Below are 15,896 nucleotides of genomic sequence, written 5' to 3' on the forward strand. Positions count from 1 at the left end.
GAAGGCCCCGGCCCCGGATGTGTTCCGGGGGCCGGGGCCTTCGGCTCGTCCGGGCCGCGGGTCAGCCGCTGGTCAGCCGCGGGTGAAGGCCTCGTAGGCGTCGCAGACCTCCGCGGAGGGGCCGTCCATGCGCAGGACGCCCGATTCCAGCCAGATCGCACGGTCGCAGGTCTCGCGGACGGTGCCGATGCCGTGACTGACGAGGAAGACGGTGCCGGCGTGCTCGCGGAGCTCCTCGATGCGGGCCTGGCTGCGGCGCTGGAAGGCGGCGTCGCCGGTGGCCAGGGCCTCGTCGATCATCAGGACGTCGTGGTCCTTGGCGGCGGCGATGGAGAAGCGCAGCCGGGCGCCCATGCCGGAGGAGTAGGTGCGCATGGGCAGGGAGATGAAGTCGCCCTTCTCGTTGATGCCGGAGAAGTCGACGATGCCCTGGTAGCGCTCGCGGATCTGCCGGCGGGTCATGCCCATCGCGAGTCCGCCGAGGACCACGTTGCGCTCGCCGGTCAGATCGTTCATCAGGGCGGCGTTCACGCCGAGGAGCGAGGGCTGGCCCTGGGAGTAGACGGCGCCGGAGGCCACCGGCTGGAGTCCGGCGATGGCCTTGAGCAGGGTGGACTTGCCCGAGCCGTTGGAGCCGATGAGGCCGATGGCCTCGCCCTTGTAGGCGGTGAAGCTGACGCCCTTGACGGCGTGCACCTCGCGGACGCCGGGGGCCGGCCCGCGGGAGAAGATCCGGCTGAGGGCCGCGGTGGCGCCGCCCTTGCCCCCGCCGGAGCCGTGGACCTTGTAGATGACGTGGACCTCGTCGGCGATGACGGTCGGCACGCGGGTGGCGGGGGCCGGCGGGGCGGCGGGTGCGGGTGCGGTGGGGGTCAGGGCGTCAGCCACGGCCGTACTCCTCCTCTGCCTTCCAGAAGTAGACGAACCCGCCGGCGCCGGCGAGCAGGGCCCAGCCGATGGCGACCGGCCAGACGTGGTGGGGCAGCGAGTCCGCCGTGAAGCTGTCGATCAGGGCGAAGCGCATCAGGTCGATGTACACGGCCGCCGGGTTGGCCTTGAGCAGGAGCAGGACCCAGTCCGGCAGGTGGTCCTTCCTCAGGAGCGAGTCGATCGACCACATCACGCCCGAGGAGTACATCCAGGTCCGCAGGACGAACGGCATCAGCTGGCTGACGTCGGGGTTCTTGCTGCCGATGCGGGCCATCACCATCGCGCAGCCGGCGCAGAACACCGCCATCAGGAACAGCGTCGGGAGGGCGATGAGCCAGGCCGGCGAGGGGGTCTGCCCGAAGGCCAGGAGCAGGACGACCAGCGCGCCCATGGTGACGAGCAGCTGCTGGAAGAGCTGTACGACGGAGGACAGGGGCAGGCTGGCGCGCGGGAAGTGCAGGGCGCGCACGAGCCCGAGGTTGCCGTGGACGGCGCGGGTGCCGGCGTTGACGGAGCTGCCGATGAAGTCCCAGACGAAGACCCCGGTGATCAGGAACGGCACGTAGTCCGGCACGTCGTGGCTGGCGCGCATGACGATGCCGAAGACGAAGTAGTAGACGGCCGCGTTGAGCAGCGGGGTCACCAGGTGCCAGACCTGGCCGAGCTTGGCCGTGCTGTACGTGGCGTGCATCCGGGCGGTGGCGTACGCCGTCACGAAGTGGCGGCGGTCCCAGAGCTGCGCGAGGTACCGGGGGAGGGAGGGGCGGGCGCCGCTGACGGTCAGGCCGTGGGCGGCCGCCAGCTCCGCCGCGGTCGCGTGCGCGGGGGCGGGTGGCGCGGTGGTCACGGTGGTCACGGGAGGTCGCTTTCGACGGGGTCGGGGCCTCGCGGGCGATGGGACGGTGCGATGGAACGGGTCCGTATCGTCGCTACGGCGAGGTTAGGGCGATCCACGTCGGAACGCAACCGTATCGTCGTGACGGGTGGGGGTCGGCCTGCGCGGCTATGCTCTGTGCATGACCACCGAGCCCGCCGCCGCCCCTGCCCGCCGAGCCCCCGCCGGGGCCGCCGTCCTGCGCGAGGACGTCACCGAGGCGATCCGGGCCGCGGTCGTGGACGAACTGGCCGCGGTCGGCTTCGCCCGCATGTCGATCGAGGGCATCGCCCGCCGGGCCGGGGTCGGCAAGACGGCCGTGTACCGCCGCTGGAAGTCGAAGCTGCACCTGGTGCTGGACCTGGTCGGGGCCTTCGCCGCCGACGGACTGCCCGTACCGGCCACGGGCTCGCTCTACGGGGACGTACGGGCCCTGCTGGAGGTCATGTCACACGTGCTGCGCCACCCCGTCGCCTCGGCGGTCATCCCCGACCTGCTGGTCGAGGCGGCGCGGAACCCGGAGATCGCGGACGCGGTCCGCGGAGCGCTCCTGGACGGCCAGCGCCGGCTCGCCGAGGGGATCGTCGCCGAGGCGGTCGCGCGGGGCGAGCTGCCGGAGTCGGCGAGCCCCGAGCGGGCGCTGGACCTGGCGATCGGGCCGCTGTACTGGCGGCAGGTGGTCGTACGGGACGAGGTGCCGGCGGCCTACCTCGACGGCCTGGCCCGGTCGGTGGTCGCGGGCCTGCGGGCCGCCTGAGCCGGGGCCGGGCCGTCCGGGCGGGCCGCCGGCCGGCTCAGTACGCGTACCGGTGGGCCGCCAGGGTCGGCTCCGGGGCCGGCGTCGGGGACGGGGCCGCGGGCGCCGGGCGGCGCTCCTCCAGCGGGACGACCGCCGGGAGCGGGGCGGACTGCCCGAGGAAGACGCGGCGTACGACGCGCTCGGCCGCGTGGCCGTCGTCGTGGGAACAGAACCGCGAGCGGAACGCCGCGCGCAGCTGGGCCGAGCGGGAGCCCTGCCAGTGGCCGGTGGCGAAGATGTCCACGAGCTCGTCCTCGGTGCGCGCGATCGCGCCCGGCGGGCACGCCCGCAGGTCGAAGTAGGTGCCGCGGGCGGCCTCGTACGCCTCCCAGTCGTCCGCGTGGATGACGATCGGCCGGTCCAGGGCCGCGTAGTCGAACATCAGGGACGAGTAGTCGGTGACGAGCGCGTCGGAGGCGAGGCAGAGCTCCTCCACCGAGGGGTGCGCGGAGACGTCGATCAGCCGGGGGTGCGGCTCCCACGCCGGGTCGGTGTCCGCGTACGTGAGGTGGGTGCGGGTCAGCAGCGTGAAGCGCGGGCCCAGATCGCGCAGGACCCGCTCGAAGTCCAGGTGGTCGGGGCGGCTGCGCCGGTAGTCCCGGTGGGTCGGCGCGTACAGGATCGCGGTGGAACCCGGGGGGATGCCCAGGCGCTCGCGCAGTTCGAGGACGTCGGACCGGGTGGCGTGGTGGAAGGCGTCGTTGCGCGGGTAGCCGTACTCCAGCGTCGTGTACGAGGACGGCAGGGCCTTCTCCCAGACGAGGGTGGAGTGCCGGTTCGCGGAGAGCAGGTAGTCCCACTGGTCGGCGCCGCGCAGCAGCCCGGCGAAATCGGTCGTCGGGGTCGCCGCCGGGCGGTCCTGGAGGTCCAGGCCGACCCGCTTGAGCGGGGTGCCGTGCTGGGTCTGCACCAGGATCTGGCCCGGGCGCTTGACCAGGGCGCGGTCGAAGTTCACGTTCGAGGTCAGGTAGGTGGCCCGGGCCAGGGCCGTCCAGTACGCGGCGGAGCCCGGACGCAGCGCGGTGGTCTCGGGCGGGAGCGTCGCCGCGTGCCGGGGGTCGCAGATCCAGGCCGTGCGCATCCGCGGGGCCAGTTCGCGCAGCTTCGCCTCGATCGCCGCCGGATTACAGGCGTAACCGCCGTGCCAGTACGCGGAGAAGACGGCCAGCTCCGGGCGCAGCGGCAGCAGCCGCTGGACGCGGTAGTGCAGCCGCAGGGCACTCTCGCGCAGGCCCCGGCCCAGGACGAGGGCCCCGCCGCCGGCGGCGAGGGCGGCCGAGCGCAGCACCGACAGGACGCGGTACGTGCGCCGGACCCCCAGTCGCATCAGGGAGTGCCGCAGCCGGTCGGTGCGGCTCGGCGACAGCGGCTGCCCGCCCGGGCCGGCCGGCGTCCGGTGGCGCCGCAACAGGGCCGAGGCCCGCGCGAAGAACTCGGCGCGGGCGGCGCGCGGGAGGCGGCGCGGATCGGCGTACAGGGCGCAGAAGTGCTCGGCCATCCGCCGCTGCACGGCGGGGCGCCAGCGCTCCAGTTCGGGGCGGGTGGCCAGGTAGCCGAAGACCCGCTCGTACTGGTCGAAGATGTCGAGGTGGCGGCGGCTGGAGGTGGTGAGGATCGAGCCGGTGCGGCGCTGGCGGTAGTGCACGCAGACCCGGTCGAGGACGGCCACCGACTCCGCGGCCAGGAGCGCCGGATAGGTCCACGGGGTGTCCTCGTAGAAGCCGGGCGGGAACGCGAGGCCCTCGCGCTCCACGTACTCGCGGCGGTACGCCTTGTTCCACACCACCATCAGCATGCCGAGCAGGGCCGGGCGGTCCGCGAGGCGGAAGCTGGCCGGGCCCTCCTCGGAGAGGCGGTGCGCGAGCCGGTTGCGCACCAGCTCGCCCGTCCAGAAGGTGCGCGCGTAGTCGTAGACGAGGACGTCGGGGGAGCCGGTGGCCTTCAGCCGGTCGGTGACGGCCTGGAGGGCGCCGGGGGCCAGGGTGTCGTCGCCGTCGAGGAAGACCAGGTAGTCGCCGGTGGCCCGGGCCAGACCCGCGTTGCGGGCCGGGCCCAGGCCCAGGTTGTGCGCCAGGTGCACGGCCGTGACCCGGGGGTCGCGGGCCGCGTACTCGTCGATGATCGAACCGCAGGCGTCCGGGGAGGCGTCGTCGACCGCGATCAGTTCCAGATCCGCGTACGACTGGCTCAGGACCGAATCCAGACTCTCCTGGAGGTACGCCTGAACCTTGTACGCGGGCACGATGACGCTGAACCGGGGCACGGGACATCCAGGGGTCGGCGTGGGCATGTTGCCCAGGAACCGCGCGCGCGGCGATCGGGTTACGCAGGGTGTGGCATTCGGGTTACCCAGCGTCAACGCCGCACGTCAACACCGTGATCACGAGCGGTGCTCACTTGACCGCGCCGGCCATCACCCCCGTCACGAACTGCCGCTGGAACGCGAAGAACACGACGAGCGGCACCACCATCGACAGGAACGCCCCGGGAGCCAGGACGTCGATGTTGTTCCCGAACTGCCGTACCTGCTGCTGGAGCGCCACCGTGACCGGCGGGTGCGCCGAGTCCGCGAAGACCAGCGCCACCAGCATGTCGTTCCACACCCACAGGAACTGGAAGATGCCGAGCGAGGCGAGCGCCGGACCGCCGAGCGGCAGCACCACCCGCGCGAACAGACGCAGTTCGCCGGCGCCGTCGAGCCGCGCCGCCTCCAGCAGTTCGCGCGGGATCTCCGCGAAGAAGTTCCGCAGCAGGAAGACCGCGAAGGGCAGGCCGAAGGCGGTGTGGAACAGCACCACGCCCGCCGTCGTCTCGAACAGGCCCACGGCCCCGAAGAGTTCGGACACCGGAATCAGCGCCACCTGCACGGGAACCACCAGCAGGCCGACGACGACCAGGAACAGCCAGTCCCGGCCCGGGAATTCCAGCCAGGCGAAGGCGTATCCGGCGAACGCGCCCAGCACCAGGACCAGCAGGGTCGCCGGGACCGCGATCGCCACCGTGCTCAGCAGCGAACCCGTGATCGTGTCGTTCTCCAGCAGCCGCGCGTAGTTCGACGCCGTCAGCCGCGACGGCTCGGTCAGCACCTGCCACCAGCCGCCCCGGTTCAGGTCTCCCGGCGACAGGAACGAGGACAGCAGCAGCCCCAGCGTGGGCAGCAGCCAGAACAGGCCGACGAGGACCAGGAAGACCCGCACCGCCCCCGACGCCACCCGCGCGGCGGCCGCCCGCCCCCACGACGTACCCCGCGTACCCGCCGTGGCGCTCATCGGGACCTCTCCTTCCGCAGCCTGCGGATGTTCACCAGCATCACCGGCACCACCAGCACCAGCAGCAGGACGGCGATGGCGCTGCCCAGCCCCGGATCGGCATCCGTCCCGAACGAGGTCCGGTACAGCTGGAGCGCGAGCACGTTCGCGTCGTCCTGGACCGCACCCGGAGCGATCACGAAGACCAGGTCGAACACCTTCATGACGTTGATGACCAAGGTGACCAGCACCACCGCCAGCACCGGCCCCAGCAGCGGCACCGTGATCCGCCGGAACACCTGCCACTCGCTCGCCCCGTCCACCCTGGCCGCCTCCAGCAGCTCGCGCGGCACGGCGGCCAGCCCGGCCCCGATCAGCACCATCGCGAACCCCGCCCACATCCACACGTACGCCCCGATCACCGCCGGGGTGACCAGCGCCGGGCCCAGCCACTCCACCCCCGCGTACGCCTCCCGGAAGTTCCCGGCGGGCAGCCGCAGCAGCGCCCCGTCCGCCTTCGCGGACAGCGCGAACGTGCCGTCGGCGCGGGTCGTCGCCGACTCCACCACCCTGCCGTCCTTCACCGCCTCGACCCGCATCCCGGCGAACGCCGACTCGGAGGGGTCCACGGTGTTCGTCGTACCGCCCCCGCCCCGGGTGAAGTCCTGCCACACCGTGCCGGTGACCTTTCCCGGAGCGGAGCCGGCCGCCTCGGCCGTGCGCGTCCCCTCCGGCAGGTCCTGCGGAGCCACCCCGACCAGCGGGAGCAGCACCGGCACCCCCGCCCGTACCGGACCGCGCGTCACGAAGGCGCCCCCCTCGGCGGGCTCCAGCGGGGAGTCCCGGCCCGGGCGGGCCCGCGGGAACGCCGAGGACTCCGCGAAGGTGTCGTGCACCCCCACCCAGACCGCGTTGGCCACCCCCCGGTCCGGGTCGTGGTCGTAGACCAGCCGGAAGATGATCCCCGCCGCCAGCATCGAGATCGCCATCGGCATGAACACCAGCAGCTTGAACGCCGTTCCCCAGCGCACCCGTTCGGTCAGCACCGCGAAGATCAGACCGAGGGCGGTGGCCGTCGTCGGAGCGAGCACCACCCACAGCGCCGTGTTCGTCAGCGCCGTACGGATCGTGTCGTCGCCGAGTATCTCCCGGAAGTTCGCCCCGCCGACGAAGGAGTCGCCGGAGCGGTCGAAGAAGCTGCGGTAGACGGAGTAGCCGATGGGGTGCACGACGAGCGCACCCAGCAGGACGAGGGCCGGCAGGAGGAACGCCGCCGCCACGAGGCGACGGCGCCGGGCCTCGGCCGACTTCCGCGAAGCCGTGGCCGCCACGGGATCAGTTCCCGTAGGCCCTGGCCGCTTCCGCCTCCAGTTTCGCCTGGGCCCCCGCCACGTCCGACGGGTTCGCCAGGAAGTCCTGGAGCGCCTTCCACTCGCCCGAGCCCGGCGTACCGCCGAAGGCCGCCGGAGCCTGGTCCGACATGTCGAAGCGGAAGTCGTCGCCCGCCGCGATCAGCGCCTTCGCGATGCCCCGCTGGATGTCGTTCGGATACGCGGCCGGGTCCACGGCCTTGTTCGGGGACACGAAACCGCCCTCGCGGGCCTGGATCTCCGCCGCGTCCGGCGAGGCCAGGAACGTCAGCAGCGCCTGCGCGCCCTTCGACGGCTTCAGCGCCACCGCCACGTCACCGCCCGACACCACCGGCGCCTTCGCGCCCACCGCCGGGAACGGGAACACGAGGGCGTCCTCGCCGACCTTCGCCTCCGTCTGCCCGATGTTCACCGCCACGAAGTCGCCCTCGAAGACCATCGCCGACGCCGGCCGGTCCCCACCCGTGAACGTCTGCGTCACCGACTTCGGGAACTCCGTCGCCAGCGCCCCGCTCTGCCCGCCCGCCAGGAAGTCCTTGCGCCCGAACAGCTCGCCGAGCGTCGTCAGCGCCTGCTTCACGCTGTCGTCCGTCCACTTCAGCTCGTGCTTGGCGAGCTGGTCGTACTTCTGCGGGCCCGCCTGGGACAGGTAGACGTTCTCGAACCAGTCCGTCAGCGTCCAGCCGTCCGCCCCCGCCACCGAGACCGCCGGAGTACCGGACGCGGACAGGGTGTCCGCCGCCGCGATCAGCTCCTTCCACGTCTTGGGCGCGGTGACGCCCGCCGCCTCGAACGCCTTCGCGTTGTACCAGATCAGCGACTTGTTGGCCGCCTTGTAGTAGACCCCGTACTGGGTCCCGCCGACCGCGCCGAGGTCCTTCCAGCCCGCCGAGTAGTTCGCGTCCAGCTGCGCCTTCGCCTCCGGACCGACCGGCTGCGCCCACTTGTTCTGCACCGCCGCCGTCAGCGCCCCGACCTGCGGCAGCAGCGCCACGTCCGGCGGGGCACCGCCCGCGATCTTCGTACCGAGGAAGGTGACGATCGGGTCCTGGGCCGGGACGAAGGTGACGGTCGCGCCCGTCCGCTTCTCGAACTCCTTCAGCACCTTGGTGAAGTTGGCCTGTTCCGGGCCCGTCCACACCGCCGCGACCTCCAGCTTCTCGCCGGGCAGCTTCGGCAGTTCCACGCGGTAGGCGGACGGCCGCGAACCCTGCGGGGGATCGGACTCCGGATCCTTCCCGTCCCCGCAGCCGGTGAGGGCCAGCGCCCCCGCCGCTACCAGCGCGGCCCAAGTCCCGCCGTACGCAAGACCTTTCGGCCGCTCCGGACTCCGCCGTCCCCGCTGTCCTCGCATGGTGTCGCCCCCGATGCCGTGTGGCTTTGGTGGTGTGTCCCGTGCCACAAGGTCTACGCCGCCCCGCCCACCCCCGCAATACCGCGTCACGGGGGCGCCGCCCGGGCCGGGGCGGACGTCAGGGAGCCGGCGGGAACAGCACTGGCACCGCCGACACCAGGTGGGAGGCCCGTTCCAGGGCGCTCGCCAGGAGCGCGAGGTCGGTCGGGCCGTTGCCCAGCTCCCGCACCGGCCGGCGGGCCGGCGGGTCGCCCATCCGGTCCCACTCCACCGGGACCACGGTCGGCCTCAAGGTCGCCGTCCGCGGGATCCGGCCCGTGACCCGGCCGCCCTGGAAGGGCACCGACCGGCCGTCGGCGTACCGGAGCAGGCCGCGCCCCGGGCCCGGCTGGTCGGGCGCGCCGAGCTCGACCCGCAGCGTCGCCGCCCGGGCCGGCTCGGTGTCCGCCGTACGGTCCGGGCGGGCACTGGCCGCGATCAGGTGCACCCCGAGCCGGGCGCCTTCGCGGGCCACCGCCTCCAGGACCCGCACCACCGAACCGGCCGCCGGACGGCCCGTACTGCCCAGACCGGGAGCCACCAGCGCGTCGAAGTCGTCGACCAGCACCACCAGCCGCGGCAGCGGACTCGGACCGGCCGCCGGGTCCGTCCGCGGCGCCGAGGCCCGCAGCCGCAGCGTGCCGCTGCGCGGGGGATCCAGGTCGCCGTGCTGCTCGCCCGTCGCGGGCCGGCGCGGGGACACCATCCGTTCGGACACCGCCAGGCGCGCGTGCCACTCCGCGAAGGGCACGCCGTCCAGCAGCTCGTGGCGGCGCTTCAGCTCGGCGCCGAGGGCCTGCGCGAACTCCCGCATGCGCACCGGATCGGACGCCACCAAGTGGGCCGACACGTGCGGGAGTTCCGTACAGGGCAGGAGGCCGTCGCCGCGCTCGCCGCCGGCGCCGTCGAGGAGGAGCAGGGCCAGCCGGTCGGGGCGGGCGGCCGCCGACAGGGACGCGGCGAGGGAACGCAGCAGCTCCGTCCGGCCGCTCCCGGCGGGGCCCTCCACGAGGAGGTGCGGGCCGTCGTGGACCAGCTCCGCGCCGACCGGCCCGCGCCGGCCGGCGCCCAGGACGATCTCGGCGAGCCCGCCGACCCCCTGCCCCTGGTCGGTGGCGGCGGCCCAACGGGCCATGAGGGAGGCCGGGGTGGCCCGGGCCAGCCCCAGCTCGTCCAGCAGCCGCGCGGTCGCGGGCAGGGTGGCGGCGGCCGGCCGGTACCCGCCGTCGCCGCCCGGCGCGTCCGCGCGCAGCGGGGCCAGGGCCCGGGCGAACCGCTCCGCCCACGCGGCGGAGACGGCGTCGGCGACGGCGGCCGCGCCCGGCGCCACCGGCCTACCGCCGCTGACCGCGAAGGTCCGTACCGCGGTGGCTACGTCCCCGCTGAGCAGGGCGGCCGCGGCGCAGTCCCGGAAGGCGGGCGTGGCCGCGCAGGCGCTCTCGTACGTGGCGGCCACCGGGGAGGCGGGCGTCGCCGCCGGAGCGTCCGCGAGGGCCAGGAGGTGGATCCCGGCGGCCGGCCCGTGCGAGGCCAGCCGTCCGGTGACGTCGCGCAGGGCGCCCGCGCCGGGATCGCCGTCGAGCACGACGACCGTGCGTGGCCCCTCGTACGCGCGCGCCGCCTCCCGGACGGTGGCCGGGTCCGCGGCGGCCCAGTTCGTGCCGAGCGGGCTGTCGTCCAGCCGCCGGGTCAGCTCACCGGTCCGGGCGGCGGCCTGGTCGCGGTCGTAGGCCAGCAGCAGCCGGCAGTCCTGCCCGTGCGCGGGCCGTACGTGGGGCAGCCAGCCCAGCCAGGCCCAGTCGCGGCGGCGTTCCTGGACGGGGCGGGCGCGGTCGGCCGCGATCAGTACGATCTCCAGCCGGCCCGGCGCGTGCAGCGCGGCGAGCTGGGCCACCACCGAACGCGCCACCCCGGTCAGCCGCGCCCGCGGCCCGGCGATGCCGAGCGAGCCGGTGTCGCGCAGCGCGATCCGGCTCCCGGCGCCGAGCCCCACCTCCAGTAGCCGGGGATGCCCGGCCCCGCGCGACCACAGCCGCCCGGTCGGCCCGAGCGCGGCCAGCAGCAGCGCGGCAGGGTCGTCGGCGTCGGGCACCGCCGCCACCGGGGCCTGCGGCTCCACCACCGGCTCCGGCTCGGCCTCCTCCCCGCGGACCCACTTGCGGGCCCAGGCGCCGATGCCGCGCCGTCTGGCTCCGCCGGCCCGCCGGTCGGGGTCCTCGTGGGGGCCGGGAGCGGCGCCGGAGCCGGGGTCCGCGCCGGGGCGGGCGCCCGTTCCGGCCGCCGCACCCGGGGCGGGGTACGTGCCCCCGCCGGGGGCCGCCGCCGTACGCGGCGCCGCGCCCGCGGGGAGACTGCCCGGGCCGGAACCCGCGCCCGCGCCGGATCCCGCATCCGGCCCCGGGCCGGAACCCGCGCCCGGCCCGGGGCCGAAGGCGCCCGGGTCGCCTTCGCGGGCCGCGCCCCTGCCCAGGACCGGCTCCCGGCCGGAGACACCCGCACCGCGCTCCCGTACCCCGCCCGGGGCGGCGTTCCAGCCGGAGTCGCCGGAACCCGGCTCCCCGGCCCGGCCCGTGCCCGGCGCCGCGCGGTCGCCGTACGCACCCGTGCCCGTGTCCCCGCGCCCGCCCGAGCCCGCAGGCGCGGGTCCGCCGGACGTGCCGCCCGTGCCCGGGGCCGTGTTCCAGCCGGAGTCGCCCGTGCCGGGTCTGCGGGCTTCGCCCGTGCCCGGTGCCGGGTGCCCGCCGGAAGGGCTCGTACCGGTCCCGCCCGCGCCCGTGCCCCGGCCGTGCGGGGCCGTACCGGTCCCGCCCGTGCCCCCCGCGACCCCGCCGGAGGCGTCCGGCAGGGACAGGTGGCCCTCCAGGTCCGGGACCACGGTCAGGGACTCCGTACCGCCCGGGGCCAGCCGCAGTGTCGACTCGCCGATCCGCAGCAGGGCGCCCGGCGTCAGCGCGACCGGCCGGGCCCCCACGGGCGTGCCGTCCAGCGTCGTGCCGTTCGTGGAGCCGAGGTCGGCCACCGCCACCCGCCCGTCCGCCCGCACGGTCACCGTGCAGTGCAGCCGTGACACGTCCGGGTCGTCCAGCGGCACGTCCGCGTCCGCCGAGCGCCCGATCCGTACCGATCCGGGGTGCAGCAGGTGTACCCCGCCCGCGTCCGGGCCGGCCACCACGTGCAGCTGCGGGGCGTCGGGGCCGTCGTCGGGCAGGGCGTCGGAGTCCGGCAGCGGCGTGTGCAGGGCCAGTACCGCCCCGTCCACCAGCGGGGGCTCGCCGAGGACGGCCCGTTGCGGGTCGAGCCGCTGCGAACCGGCGTACAGCACGACCGTGCCGCCGGTGTCGGGGCCGCCCGCGGTCGCGGCCAGCCCGGAGGCGACCGCGGCCAGCGGGGTACCGGCGGGCGCGGTGACGAGTACGTCACCACTGGCCGGCGCGGTGGCGCTCTGGTGGCCGCTGCGCGACCCAAGGACGGTCAGCCGGATCTGCATCGCCGTCAGCGGTCCCTTCTGCGCGGAGCGCAGTGCACGGTGCGTGCGCCCGGCAGGGGGAACGGCGGGACATGCCTGCCCGATCACCCCCCGCCCGGCACGGACGCGTCGTCCGGTCAGGTATGCCGGAAGGCAGGGCTCCCGTCCCGTGCCGTTCCGTACGGGTGCATCCTCGCACCTGTCACACACAACACGCCCGGCACCCGGCAACAAATGATCTTGATCGGTCCGCAGGGGTGCGATCGGCGAACAAATCCGGACAGGCCGCCGGAGGAAATCCGAGGGAAAACGCCCCCGGCATACCCCGTATACCTCACCCTTCGTACATATGTGCGGCAACCAACCTTCGCCGCCCCGCGTCTTCCCCGGGGACACCCCCTAGAGTTGGGGCCGAAACCCGTACAGCGGAATCAGCCGAGAACTCCGGGGCGACCTGAAAACCGGAGCACCGGAACAGACGGAACAGACGACAGCAGGGGAGCGCGAGACGTGCGGCCAGTCGGCAGCAAGTACCTGCTCGAGGAGCCGCTCGGACGCGGCGCCACGGGCACTGTCTGGCGTGCCCGCCAGCGGGAGACCGCCGGTGCGGAGGCAGCCGTCGCCGGGCAGCCCGGCGAGACCGTGGCCATCAAGGTCCTCAAGGAGGAGCTGGCCCAGGACGCGGACATCGTCATGCGCTTCCTGCGCGAGCGCTCCGTCCTGCTGCGCCTGACGCACCCCAACATCGTGCGCACGCGCGACCTCGTCGTCGAGGGCGACCTGCTGGCCCTGGTCATGGACCTGATCGACGGTCCCGACCTGCACAAGTACCTCCGCGCGAACGGCCCCTTCAGCCCGGTCGCCGCGAGCCTGCTGACCGCCCAGATCGCGGACGCGCTCGCCGCCAGCCACGCCGACGGAGTCGTCCACCGCGACCTGAAACCGGCCAACGTGCTGCTCGACGAGAGCAACGGCCAGATGCGGCCGATGCTCACCGACTTCGGCATCGCGCGCCTCGCGGACTCCCCGGGCCTGACCCGCACCCACGAGTTCGTCGGCACCCCCGCCTACGTGGCCCCCGAGTCCGCCGAGGGGCGTCCGCAGACCTCCGCCGTCGACATCTACGGCGCCGGCATCCTCCTGTACGAGCTGGTCACCGGCCGGCCGCCGTTCGCGGGCGGCACCGCGCTCGAAGTGCTCCACCGCCACCTGAGCGAGGAGCCGCAGCGGCCCCCGACCCTGCCCGAGCCGGTCTGGACCGTCATCGAGCGCTGCCTGCGCAAGGAGCCCGACGAGCGCCCCAGCGCCGAGAGCCTGGCCCGTGGCCTGCGCGTGGTCGCCTCCGGCATCGGCGTGCACTCCTCGCCCGCCGAGGTGGAGGCCGCCCTCGGCGTCGGCGCCCTGCTCGCCCCCGACCCCTCGCCCGCGCCGGTCCCGGCGACGCCCGGAGCCGTCGGCCCCGGGCAGGCGCCGGCCGGGCCGCAGGGCGCGTACGACCCGAACGCCATGACCAGCGTGATGCCGCCGATCGGCGGGGCCGAGGCCACCACCGTGCTGCCCAGCACCGGGGCGCCCGCCGCCGAGGCGACCTCGGTCATGCCGCCCGTGCAGCAGCCGGACGCGCCGCACCCGTGGCAGTCGCAGATGCGGGCCGTCCGCGACCGCAACGAGCAGACGCAGATGCACTACCTCGACCCGAGCGAGGACCCGCTGCGCCGCCGCCCGCAGCGCCAGGCCCCGCCGCCCCCGCAGCACCAGCCCCGCCCGCCGCAGCAGCCGCAGCAGCCTCCCCAGTACCGGCAGGCCCCGCCGCCGCAGCACTACCAGCAGCAGTCGCAGCCGCCGCAGCAGTACCAGCAGCCGCCGCAGCACCAGCCCCAGCAGTACCAGCCGCAGCCGCCGCCTCGGCAGTACCAGCAGCCGCAGCAGCCCCAGTACCGCCAGGCCCCGCCGCAGCAGCACCAGCCCCAGCAGCAGCCGCCGCAGGCCCCGCCGCCGCAGCAGCGGGCCCCGCGTCCCCCGCGCGAACCGCGGGAGCCGCGCCGCCGCAGCGCCAACCCGGTACGGATCCCCGGACTCGGCTGCCTCAAGGGCTGCCTCGTCATGATCCTGCTGTTCTTCGTGGCGGGCTGGCTGGTCTGGGAGCTCACCCCGCTCCAGGAATGGGTCGGCACCGGCCGCGGCTGGTGGGACCAGGTGTGGACCTGGGGCTCCGGCGCCGCCGACTGGGTCTCCAGCGTCGGCGGCTCCGGAAGCGGATCCGGGTCCTGACGGCGACCAGGAGCTGACGGGCCGGCGGAGCCCCGCGGGCGCTCCGCCGGCCACCCGTAGCGCCGACTTCATGGATTTGTCGACATCCGGGACGTGATTTCGCCCGCAGAAGTGAAGGTCGCCGCGATCCGGAGCGCCCAACCCCCATTCGGCCGCGTAGCTTTGGTGCGGTACGCCAGCCGCTGAGGGAGCAGTCGTGGCACGGAAGATCGGCAGCCGGTACACCGCGCACCAGATCCTGGGGCGCGGCAGCGCGGGCACGGTGTGGCTGGGCGAGGGGCCTGACGGGCCCGTCGCCGTCAAACTGCTGCGCGAGGACCTCGCGTCCGACCAGGAACTCGTCGGACGGTTCGTACAGGAGCGCAGCGCGCTGCTCGGCCTGGAACACCCGCACGTCGTCTCCGTCCGCGACCTCGTCGTCGACGGCAACGACCTCGCCCTCGTCATGGACCTCGTCCGCGGCACGGACCTGCGCACCCGCCTCGACCGCGAGCGGCGCCTCGCCCCCGAGGCGGCCGTGGCCATCGTCGCGGACGTCGCGGACGCCCTGGCCGCCGCGCACGCGGCGGGCGTGGTCCACCGCGACGTCAAGCCCGAGAACGTCCTCCTCGACATGCAGGGCCCGCTCGGCCCCGGCGGCGCGCACCCGGCGCTGCTCACCGACTTCGGCGTGGCCAAGCTCATCGACTCCCCGCGGCGGGCTTCCGGCGGGCCCGGGACCCGGGCCTCGGCCCCGACGACCCGGATCATCGGTACCCCCGACTACCTGGCCCCCGAGATCGTCGAGGGCCTGCCCCCGCGGGCGGCCGTCGACATATACGCCCTGGCCACGGTCCTGTACGAGCTCCTCGCCGGGTTCACCCCCTTCGGCGGCGGGCACCCGGGCGCGGTGCTGCGCCGGCACGTCACGGAGACCGTGGTCCCGCTGCCCGGGATCCCGGACGAGCTGTGGCAGCTGATGGTCCAGTGCCTGGCGAAGGCCCCCGCGTCCCGGCTGCGCGCCTCGGAACTCTCGGCCCGGCTGCGGGACCTGCTGCCGATGCTGGCCGGCATGCCCCCGCTGGACGTGGACGAACCGGACGACGCCGAACCGGAGGAACCGGAGGCGGAGGACCTGCCGGCCGACCCGGTCCGGCGGCGGGGCGTGGTCCCGCTGGTCCCGGGCTCCGCGACGGACTCCAACCGCGACACCCACACCTCCATGCGGGTGCCCGGCCCCGACGAGCTGGCGGGCGGCGCGCTGGGCACCGCCCGCGTCCCGCGTCCCGCCGGGGGACACCGGCCCGGGTCCGCCCGGCACCGGGCCGAGGCCGCGCGGAAGCGGAGGCTGGTGATGTCCGCCTCCGCCGTGGCGCTCGTCGCGGCGGTCGGCCTCGGCAGCTGGCTCGCCGTGTCCGGCGGCGACGAGGGCACCCCGCCGCCGCAGGACGGCAAGCGCTCCGCCCCGGCCCGCCCCTAGGGCCTGTCGTCAAACTCCCGTCTGCCCCGCGACGCCTGGCACGCGCTCTCGCCGCACCGGGCGAAAGCCAAGTACGTCCAGTACGC

10 protein-coding genes are annotated in these 15,896 nt (G+C 74.9%); 3 read left to right on the forward strand and 7 right to left on the reverse strand.

Annotated elements, in window-relative coordinates; all coding sequences use genetic code 11:
• Positions 1–72: 72 nt before the first annotated feature.
• Both ABZZ17_RS35270 and ABZZ17_RS35275 read right to left on the reverse strand, forming a co-directional pair.
• Positions 73–876 carry an ABC transporter ATP-binding protein gene (locus tag ABZZ17_RS35270; RefSeq protein ID WP_356882592.1) on the reverse strand — a complete coding sequence of 268 codons (804 nt, stop codon included), beginning with the start codon at positions 874–876 and terminating at the stop codon, positions 73–75.
• Positions 877–880: 4 nt separating this feature from the next.
• Positions 881–1,786, reverse strand: a complete 906-nt coding sequence (locus ABZZ17_RS35275) for an ABC transporter permease (protein ID WP_356882576.1) — start codon at positions 1,784–1,786, stop codon at positions 881–883.
• Positions 1,787–1,946: 160 nt separating this feature from the next.
• Between ABZZ17_RS35275 and ABZZ17_RS35280 the strand changes: the two genes are divergently transcribed.
• Positions 1,947–2,561, forward strand: coding sequence for a TetR/AcrR family transcriptional regulator (locus tag ABZZ17_RS35280; RefSeq protein WP_356882578.1), 615 nt, complete (start codon positions 1,947–1,949; stop codon positions 2,559–2,561).
• 37 nt (positions 2,562–2,598) lie between these two features.
• On the opposite strand, the gene ABZZ17_RS35285 is transcribed toward ABZZ17_RS35280, so the two are convergent.
• From ABZZ17_RS35285 to ABZZ17_RS35305, 5 genes are all read right to left on the reverse strand, one after another.
• Positions 2,599–4,866 carry a bifunctional glycosyltransferase family 2 protein/CDP-glycerol:glycerophosphate glycerophosphotransferase gene (locus tag ABZZ17_RS35285; protein ID WP_356882580.1) on the reverse strand — a complete coding sequence of 756 codons (2,268 nt, stop codon included), beginning with the start codon at positions 4,864–4,866 and terminating at the stop codon, positions 2,599–2,601.
• A 130-nt stretch (positions 4,867–4,996) separates the two neighbouring features.
• Positions 4,997–5,872, reverse strand: coding sequence for a carbohydrate ABC transporter permease (locus ABZZ17_RS35290; RefSeq protein WP_356882582.1), 876 nt, complete (start codon positions 5,870–5,872; stop codon positions 4,997–4,999).
• The gene (locus ABZZ17_RS35295) at positions 5,869–7,182 is read right to left on the reverse strand and encodes a sugar ABC transporter permease (protein ID WP_356882584.1); all 1,314 of its coding nucleotides are present in this window, start codon (positions 7,180–7,182) and stop codon (positions 5,869–5,871) included. The genes ABZZ17_RS35290 and ABZZ17_RS35295 overlap by 4 nt, the downstream gene beginning before the upstream one ends.
• Before the next feature lie 4 nt (positions 7,183–7,186).
• On the reverse strand, positions 7,187–8,503 hold the full coding sequence (locus ABZZ17_RS35300) for an ABC transporter substrate-binding protein (protein ID WP_356882594.1): 1,317 nt from the start codon (positions 8,501–8,503) through the stop codon (positions 7,187–7,189).
• 190 nt (positions 8,504–8,693) lie between these two features.
• Positions 8,694–12,101 (reverse strand): FHA domain-containing protein, encoded by a 3,408-nt coding sequence (locus ABZZ17_RS35305; protein ID WP_356882586.1) that lies wholly within the window; start codon positions 12,099–12,101, stop codon positions 8,694–8,696.
• A 489-nt stretch (positions 12,102–12,590) separates the two neighbouring features.
• Here ABZZ17_RS35305 and ABZZ17_RS35310 point away from each other — a divergent pair, with 489 nt between their 5' ends.
• Together ABZZ17_RS35310 and ABZZ17_RS35315 are read left to right on the forward strand one after the other, a co-directional pair.
• Complete coding sequence (locus tag ABZZ17_RS35310; RefSeq protein ID WP_356882588.1) at positions 12,591–14,351, forward strand: protein kinase; 1,761 nt, start codon at positions 12,591–12,593, stop codon at positions 14,349–14,351.
• Positions 14,352–14,547: 196 nt separating this feature from the next.
• Positions 14,548–15,810 (forward strand): serine/threonine-protein kinase, encoded by a 1,263-nt coding sequence (locus tag ABZZ17_RS35315; RefSeq protein ID WP_356882590.1) that lies wholly within the window; start codon positions 14,548–14,550, stop codon positions 15,808–15,810.
• Positions 15,811–15,896 lie beyond the last annotated feature (86 nt).

It is taken from the genome of Streptomyces sp. NPDC006512 (assembly GCF_040611935.1).
Classification (GTDB): Bacteria; Actinomycetota; Actinomycetes; order Streptomycetales; family Streptomycetaceae; genus Streptomyces.